Origin of the sequence: Trichlorobacter sp., assembly GCF_030247655.1 — a bacterium.
Classification (GTDB): Bacteria; Desulfobacterota; Desulfuromonadia; order Geobacterales; family Pseudopelobacteraceae; genus Trichlorobacter.
Window position 1 is genome coordinate 1 of sequence record NZ_JAOTRZ010000148.1, and the last position, 7,313, is coordinate 7,313.

The following is a 7,313-nucleotide window of genomic DNA, read 5'->3' on the forward strand; positions in this document are numbered from 1 at the left end:
ATGTTATACGGTGCTCAGATGGCAGCCTCTACACGGGAATCACAACCGATATGGCTCGCAGATTCCATCAGCATGCTGACGGGAAAGGCGCCAAGTATTTTCGAGGACGTCTGCCAGAGCAGGTTGTCTATCTTGAAACTCAACATACCCGTTCATCGGCAAGCAAAAGGGAATTGCAAATCAAAACAATGCCACGTTCAGAAAAACTTGAATTGATGGTGTCTTATACAGATCATGGGGTTACAGACGAGTTGCAAACGGAGGTCTTATGAATGTACCGGAGTTGCTACAGATGTCATCAAGCTACTGGAATACCTGTACGCTTCATGCCGGGGTCAAGCTGGATATCTTTAGCCATTTGGCAGACAAGCAAATGACCACGGCTGATTTAGCACAGATAATCACGGCTGATGAACGTGGCCTTGAAATGCTGCTCCATGGACTCACTGCTCTGGATCTGTTGCAGAAGGAAGGTAACTCCTTTAAATGCACAGCCTTCAGTGCCAGCTATCTTTCAAAAAGCTCTGAGTCCTATATGGGGCATATTATCATGCATCATCACTATCTGGTTGAAGGTTGGAGTCACCTTGATGAGGCGGTGCTGCGAGGCGGGCCGGTACGGAAAAGTTCATCCCATGGTACAGGCGAAAAGGAGCGGGAGAGCTTTTTGATGGGGATGTTTAACCTTGCCTCTCTGATTGCGCCCCGTATTGCTGCCCAGATTGATTTAAAAGGACGTCACCGCCTACTTGATCTGGCAGGCGGACCAGGCACCTATGCCATTCACTTCTGTAAAGAGAACCCTGATTTGAAAGCTGTTGTCTTTGATCTTCCCACAACCCGCCCGTTTGCAGAGCAGACCGTGCAGCGTTTTGGGCTTTCTGAGCGAATAGCATTCAGTGCGGGAGATATCCTGAGTGATGATCTTGGTACCGGCTTTGACGTGGTCTGGATTTCTCATCTTCTGCATAGTGAAAGCCCTGCAAACAGCTCGGCAATTGTTGACAAGGCGGTAAAGGCACTAAACCCCGGCGGGCTTTTGCTGATTCAGGAGTTTATCCTGCATGATGACAAGACCGCGCCACTCTTTCCGGCCCTGTTTTCATTGAACATGCTTGTCGGTACACAGTCTGGTCAGGCTTACTCTCAGCAAGAGATTGCTGCTATCATGGCTGGTGCAGGGCTAACTGACATCAAAAGACTGCCACTTGATTTGCCCAATGGTGCCGGAGTTATGGTGGGAACATCTGCCGATTGAGAAAATTATTGGAATATATGCTGTAAAAAATACCGCCAAAAGTTATGGATTTGAGCATGCCAGTGAGGACTGCATAGGACAAGTGCAAATGAAAAGCCCCGATTTCTCAGGGCTTTGTGGACTAGTTTGGACTAGTCGGGATTATTTAATGGCGGAGGGGGTGAGATTCGAACTCACGGACGGTTGCCCGTCGCCGGTTTTCAAGACCGGTGCCTTAAACCACTCGGCAACCCCTCCAAGGGAAAGACTTTCTAGCATACTTTGGGGCAGAAGCTCAAGCCCCTATTTGGTGATTTTTTCCATGCCGCCCATATACGGCCGTAATACGGCCGGGATGACAATTGAGCCATCGGCCTGCTGGCAGTTCTCCAGAATAGCCACCAGGGTACGGCCCACCGCCAGACCGGAGCCGTTCAGGGTGTGGACAAATTCCGGTTTGCTCTTTTCATCTTCCCGGAAGCGGATGCCGGCCCGACGGGCCTGGAAATCTCCAAAGCTACTGCAGGATGAGATCTCGCGGTAGGTGTTCTGGCTGGGCAACCAGACCTCAAGATCATAGGTTTTGCAGGCGGAGAAGCCGATGTCACCGGAGCAGAGTGCCATCACCCGGTAGGGCAGCTCAAGCAGTTGCAGTACCTTTTCAGCATGACCGGTCAATTTTTCCAGTTCTGCCTGGGACTCGTCCGGGTGAACAAACTTGACCAGTTCCACCTTATTAAACTGATGCTGACGGATCAGGCCACGGGTGTCCTTGCCGTAGGAGCCGGCTTCTCGCCGGAAACAGGGGGTGTGGGCGGTGTAACTGATCGGCAGGTCAGTTTTTTTCAGTATCTCGTCACGATGGATGTTGGTGACGGGCACTTCCGCAGTGGGGATTAGGAAATATTCAGGGTCCACCAAACGGAACAGGTCTTCTTCGAATTTGGGCAGTTGGCCGGTACCGGTCATGCTGGCCCGGTTAACCATAAAGGGGGGCAGCACCTCGGTATAGCCATGTTGCGTGGTGTGCAGATCAAGCATAAAGCTGATCAGGGCGCGCTCCAACCGGGCACCGGCCCCTTTGGAGAGACAAAAACGGGCGCCGGTGATCTTGGCAGCACGTTCAAAATCAAGAATATCCAGATCTTCTGCCAGGTCCCAGTGCGGCTTTGGTTCAAATGCCATCTTGGGCAGGCTGCCCCAGCTACGCACAACCACATTTTCATCTTCTGATTTACCCACTGGCGTCGTGGGATGCGGTAGATTGGGGATGGTCATCAGCAGAATGCTAAACTCTTCGTCAACCGTCTTCAGCTCATCATCAAAACCCTTGATTTTGGCAGAGACCTCTTTCATCTCAGCAATCTTGTCTTTGACCGTGCTTTTGTCCTTAACCTTGGCAATCTCTTCGGAGGCGCTGTTCTTCAGCGCCTTGAGGGTTTCGCTCTCAGTCAGCAGGCTGCGGCGTTTGATGTCCAGCTCTCGAAAGCCTGATAAAGAAATGTTACCGCCACGGGTGGCAAGGGCGGCTTCGGCCTGATCAAGGTTGTCGCGAATAAATTTAGTGTCAAGCATGGGAAATTCCTTTGGTTCTTACAGGATGAAGGTGTACTATCTAGCACTTATGAACCGCTACCGTCAACGCAAAACAGGCTTTCAATCCCGACTCAAGGCGCTGCCTTGCTCTCTTCTTTTACTGCTGCTTACCATTCTTCCGGTCTATGCCGGGGGGGTGGTGATCCAGGCTGCCGGTGATGTGATGCTGGGGGGGCGCTGGGAACAGCAGATGGCGCAGGATGGCTATTATCATCCCTTTGCACGAATTTCGTCAGAGCTGAAAAAGGGGGATATCACCCTGGTTAACCTTGAGGCCCCCCTGACAGGCCGTGGTAAAGAGTTTACCGATAAGAAATATCGCTTTCGGGTCAAACCGTCTGCAATAACTGCCCTCAAGAAAGCCGGTATCACCACCGTGACCCTGGCCAATAACCACAGCATGGATTACGGGGCTGTTGGTCTGTATGACACCCTGCAACAGTTGGATAAGGCCGGTATCGGCCATGTGGGCGCTGGTGAAAACCTGGCAGCTTCCCGCAGGTCACAGGTCTACGATATTCGCGGTACCAAGGTGGCTCTGCTGGGTTATTCCCTGACCCTGCCGCTGGAGTTCTGGGCCAGTGAAAAACGAGCCGGTACGGCACCGCTTATGGAAAAGATGGTTAAAGAGGATATTGCGGCAGCCCGCAAACAGGCTTCCATTGTGATCGTGACGGTCCATTGGGGAGAAGAAGGGAAGACTCAATTGCGTGAGTATCAGCCCCGTCTGGCCCGGATGATGATTGATGCCGGAGCGGATACGGTGATCGGCCATCATCCCCATATCCTGCAAGGGGTTGAAACGTACAAACGGGGGATTATCTTCTACAGTCTGGGAAATTTTGCCTTTGCCCACAAGAGCCGGATTGCTGACCGAACCCTGCTGGTAAGGCTACGTTTTGATGGTGACAAACGGTCCGCAGTGCTGTTGCCGGTCAATATCCTGCATAAAGAGGTTGGTTTTCAGGCTACTCCACTTGCTGGCAAGCGGGCTGATGAACTGATTGCGCGGGTGAAAAAGCTGCCGCCTGCCAATCTGGCTGTCAGAAAAGAGGGGGAGCACTGGCTGGTTGATTTTTAGCCTTTCGGGAAGTAACGCACGCCGTCGATCCCCTCAAAGTCATTGTCTTGTGTCCATAGCGTGGCCTCGTTAAGTCGGGCTGTTGCCAGGATGATGCTGTCCGCCATCGGCAGTTTTAACTCGATGCTCAGTTTAGCTGCATACAGGGCGAGTGAACTTGAAAGTTCAATTATCTTGCCGTGCTGCATCAAGGCTGCAGCTTGAAGTGCCTGTTCCTCGCCCCGCTGACGACAAACTACCCTGAAAACCTCAAAAACGGAGATGGACGGAACGATCAACTGTTCAAGGTCGTTGAGTGGTCGGGCAAACTGTTCGGCATTGGGGCCATCGGCAAAAAACTCAAGCCAACCGGATGAATCGACAACATTCATAGCCGATCACCTTCGCGGCTGACCGCGGTATCAATCCCTTTCAGAAAACCACGCATTTCGTTGATTGTTCTGGCAGGCATCAGCTCAATCCGATTGCCAAAAGCCAGAACCTGCATCATCTGTCCCGGCAGCAGATGCAGTGAATCTCGAATAGCCCTTGGTATAACAACTTGATATTTTGATGATAGTTTGACTGATTCCACAATATCCTCCAACGATGCATATTTCGTTTAACGATACCATCGGCATGGTGTCAGGGTCAATAGAGCAGATAGTTTGCCCGCAGTTTCTTGAACGCCTCAATCCCCCCGAGCCAACGGGCCGTGACCTGCTCCGGCGCAACACCGTCGCGCAACAGCTTCCAGGCCTGATTATCGCCCAGCATGCCATAAAAACCACCGGCAACATGATACTGTTTCGGGTGTGCCTGCTGGATGGCCCGAACCAGCCAGAGCCCGGCCAGCGGCAGATTGGCGGACTTCAGGTCGGTGATGGTGACCTCTATCCCGTTGCACAGTTTACCCTGGTAGGGGTGGCCGATTGCGGTGGGGGTGAAGCTGGTGGTGCTGAATTTCAGACCAGGCAGGTTCGGCAGGTTTTTCAGGACTGCTGTTGGATCAAGCCATGGTGCGCCGTACTTATGGAACGGTTTTTCGGTACCCCGCGCCACCGAGAGATTGGTGGCCTCCAACGGTCCAAAACCGGGATACAGCAGGGCTGCAATTGGGTCTTTCATGTTGGGAGAAGGGTTGATCCAGAGAAGATTGGTGTCCTGCCAGAGTAACTCCCGTTTCCAACCCTCCATTGCCACCACCCGCAGATTTGCATTGATGCCTGCCTCGGCGTTGATCAGCCGGGCCAGTTCGCCAACCGTCAGGCCGTGGCGGGTCGGGATCGGATGGGTCACGGTCAGGGAGCGGCAGCCGGTTTTGTCCGCAGCAATTCTACGGGAGATTTCGCCGGCATCAGGCACGGCCCCTTCAACCACTACCCCCCCCAGCGGGTTGGGACGATCCAGCACTACCAAAGGAATCCCCTGCTGTTTGGCTGCCAGCAGGGCATGGTGCAGGGTGCCGATATAGGTGTAGAAACGGGCACCGATATCCTGGATATCAAAGAGCAACACCTGAATACCGGTCATCATCTCCGCTGTGGGACGGCAGCTCTTGCCATAGAGCGAGTAGATCGGCAGGCCGGTGCGCTTGTCGGTTGCGGATGATAGTTTGACATCGGAATCGCCCCGGATGCCATGTTCCGGTGAAAACAGCGCTGTCAGTTTGAGACCGGGGGCTTGAGCCAGCAGGTCAATACTGCTGTTGCCGTTTAGAGCACGTCCGGTATTGTTGGTGATCAAACCGACCCGCTTACCTTGCAGCAGATCAAAGTTATGGCGGGCCAGGATGTCGATGCCGGGGATAACCTCGGCAGAGGCGCTGCTTGTCTGAAACGCGATAGTACAAAGGCAAAAAGCGGATAGCACGCGGATGACGCGGATCGGACGGATTATCGCGGATAAAACCTTGAAAAGACGATTTACCGCAGAGGACGCAGAGGGATGCGGAGAAAGACGGGCAAGACCAGAAAAACAGAATACTGTGAGGTTGGAATCAGGTTTGATTTTAGTGTGTTGTCTGTTTTTCCTCTGCGCCCCTCTGTGCCCTCTGTGGTAAAAAATAGTTGTCTGGCATTCTGTTGTTCTGCTGTTTTTTGTTTCAATAATCAACGATCTCCTCCATTCTAATCTCTTCCCGCAACGCAGCAAGCAATCCCTCCAGATCCTGTTCCTGTCCTTCAGACGGCAAGACCCGGATGATCCCTTTGGCATTATCCACTGTGCTGACGGTACAGATCCCTTCGTAGGATTCCACAATAAAGGTCAGGTAGGCGTGCTGGCTGCGCTCCACCCGGAAGTAGCGGGGCGTTGTCATGCCGCCACCTCATCGCCTTGCAACGCCACCGGCAAGGAGCGGCCTTCAATCATCCCCATAGCAAGCAGGCAGTCCGGTGCATCGCTGATCTGTGCCCTGGCCTCAGCCAGGCTGATGCAGGGGATCCGGTTTTGCTGGAACAGTTCCAGCAGTCGACCAAAGGAGTTGCGGATCACCCCACCCTCCAGTTCAGTATGGATGGTCAGGACATTCAGGCCAGGTTTTAACTGCTGCAGATAGTAGTCAGGCAGGTCATCCGGGGTCAGGCCATCGCGGCCCAGCAGCTCATCGGCCGTAGCGAGGGTCGTGGGAATCTGCAGGGTGTTGAATCGTTGACCGTCCATTACCGGATAAAAGGGGTAGCTACCCCGGCTGTCACTGCAGTAGGACAGCTCCATCTGATCCTGTAGTAATAGGGAATCGGGTGATACTGTCCAGCCCGGCGCTGCCGTGGTGGAAGTCAGTTGGTTAAAAACCTGTTTGAACCCTTTGGCAGCCTGACCCAGTTCTGATTTGACAAAGCCTAGATCACCCCTGAGCAGAAAATCATGCCAGTTGGTATGATCCCAGGCATGGATACCCACCTCGTGTCCCTGTTGTTCCGTCTGACGCATAATCTCGCTACATTTTTGGTAAATAACCGGTCCCGGCAGCAGTACGCCGTACAACATAGTCTTGAGGCCGTAGGCCGAAGGTGCGCCGGAACGCAGTGCCTTCTGCAGAAATCCCCTGTGGGTGAAAATGCGGCGCAGGGCCCGGCCGGTGTGGTCTGGCCCCAGGCAGAAGTAAAAAGTGCCGCGGGCTGTGTGGCGGGCCAACAGATCAAGCAGTACCGGCACGCCGTCTCGGGTGCCGATATAGGTATCAACATCAATCTTCAGGGCAACAACCGGTTGTGACATCTGCAACTCCATTCTTGGAAATCTGAGGCATGGTAGCAGGTTTGCACCGATATTTAAACGATCTTGACAGCTTCATTACAGCTGTGCGCAGGTAAAATCTTTGCTGATAGTGCTACGCTTTTCTATGTGGCGGCGTCACCACCGTTGCCCCGCCGGAGTATGTCGCTGGTGAGCGCACTTGCGAGCAGCAGCATAGGT

The 7,313-nt window shown here is 53.3% G+C and carries 9 protein-coding genes and 1 tRNA gene; 3 read left to right on the forward strand and 7 right to left on the reverse strand.

The window, feature by feature from the left end:
- Both OEL57_RS11890 and OEL57_RS11895 read left to right on the forward strand, forming a co-directional pair.
- On the forward strand, positions 1-272 hold a 272-nt coding region (locus OEL57_RS11890), incomplete at its 5' end, for a GIY-YIG nuclease family protein (RefSeq protein ID WP_300740748.1).
- Entirely contained in the window at positions 269-1,258 is a 990-nt protein-coding gene (locus OEL57_RS11895) for a methyltransferase (protein ID WP_300740749.1), read from the forward strand. The genes OEL57_RS11890 and OEL57_RS11895, both read left to right, overlap by 4 nt.
- A gap of 149 nt (positions 1,259-1,407) precedes the next feature.
- Here OEL57_RS11895 and OEL57_RS11900 read toward each other — a convergent pair.
- Both OEL57_RS11900 and serS read right to left on the reverse strand, forming a co-directional pair.
- Positions 1,408-1,495: transfer RNA gene (locus OEL57_RS11900), tRNA-Ser, on the reverse strand.
- Between the two features lie 45 nt (positions 1,496-1,540).
- The gene (serS, locus tag OEL57_RS11905) at positions 1,541-2,812 is read right to left on the reverse strand and encodes a serine--tRNA ligase (RefSeq protein ID WP_300740750.1); all 1,272 of its coding nucleotides are present in this window, start codon (positions 2,810-2,812) and stop codon (positions 1,541-1,543) included.
- Positions 2,813-2,861: 49 nt separating this feature from the next.
- Between serS and OEL57_RS11910 the strand changes: the two genes are divergently transcribed.
- Complete coding sequence (locus tag OEL57_RS11910; RefSeq protein WP_300740751.1) at positions 2,862-3,914, forward strand: CapA family protein; 1,053 nt, start codon at positions 2,862-2,864, stop codon at positions 3,912-3,914.
- On the opposite strand, the gene OEL57_RS11915 is transcribed toward OEL57_RS11910, so the two are convergent.
- The 5 genes from OEL57_RS11915 to OEL57_RS11935 form a co-directional block, all read right to left on the reverse strand.
- Complete coding sequence (locus tag OEL57_RS11915) at positions 3,911-4,285, reverse strand: type II toxin-antitoxin system VapC family toxin (RefSeq protein WP_300740752.1); 375 nt, start codon at positions 4,283-4,285, stop codon at positions 3,911-3,913. The two genes, OEL57_RS11910 and OEL57_RS11915, sit on opposite strands and share 4 nt — an antisense overlap.
- Positions 4,282-4,488: an AbrB/MazE/SpoVT family DNA-binding domain-containing protein gene (locus OEL57_RS11920; RefSeq protein WP_300740753.1), complete on the reverse strand. Its 207-nt coding sequence runs from the start codon at positions 4,486-4,488 to the stop codon at positions 4,282-4,284. Before OEL57_RS11920 ends, OEL57_RS11915 begins: the two co-directional genes overlap by 4 nt.
- Positions 4,489-4,544: 56 nt before the next feature.
- Positions 4,545-5,765 (reverse strand): exo-beta-N-acetylmuramidase NamZ family protein, encoded by a 1,221-nt coding sequence (locus OEL57_RS11925; RefSeq protein ID WP_300740754.1) that lies wholly within the window; start codon positions 5,763-5,765, stop codon positions 4,545-4,547.
- A gap of 232 nt (positions 5,766-5,997) precedes the next feature.
- Entirely contained in the window at positions 5,998-6,213 is a 216-nt protein-coding gene (locus OEL57_RS11930; RefSeq protein ID WP_300740755.1) for a DUF4911 domain-containing protein, read from the reverse strand.
- On the reverse strand, positions 6,210-7,115 hold the full coding sequence (locus OEL57_RS11935; protein ID WP_300740756.1) for a polysaccharide deacetylase family protein: 906 nt from the start codon (positions 7,113-7,115) through the stop codon (positions 6,210-6,212). Before OEL57_RS11935 ends, OEL57_RS11930 begins: the two co-directional genes overlap by 4 nt.
- Between the last annotated feature and the right edge of the window lie 198 nt (positions 7,116-7,313).

Bases quoted from the DNA above. Each gene is read 5' to 3' on its own strand.
- OEL57_RS11910 (WP_300740751.1), top strand. From the start codon at position 2,862: ATGAACCGCTACCGTCAACGCAAAACAGGCTTTCAATCCCGACTCAAG.
- OEL57_RS11915 (WP_300740752.1), bottom strand. From the start codon at position 4,285: ATGAATGTTGTCGATTCATCCGGTTGGCTTGAGTTTTTTGCCGATGGC.
- OEL57_RS11895 (WP_300740749.1), top strand. From the start codon at position 269: ATGAATGTACCGGAGTTGCTACAGATGTCATCAAGCTACTGGAATACC.
- OEL57_RS11930 (WP_300740755.1), bottom strand. From the start codon at position 6,213: ATGACAACGCCCCGCTACTTCCGGGTGGAGCGCAGCCAGCACGCCTAC.
- OEL57_RS11935 (WP_300740756.1), bottom strand. From the start codon at position 7,115: ATGTCACAACCGGTTGTTGCCCTGAAGATTGATGTTGATACCTATATC.
- serS (WP_300740750.1), bottom strand. From the start codon at position 2,812: ATGCTTGACACTAAATTTATTCGCGACAACCTTGATCAGGCCGAAGCC.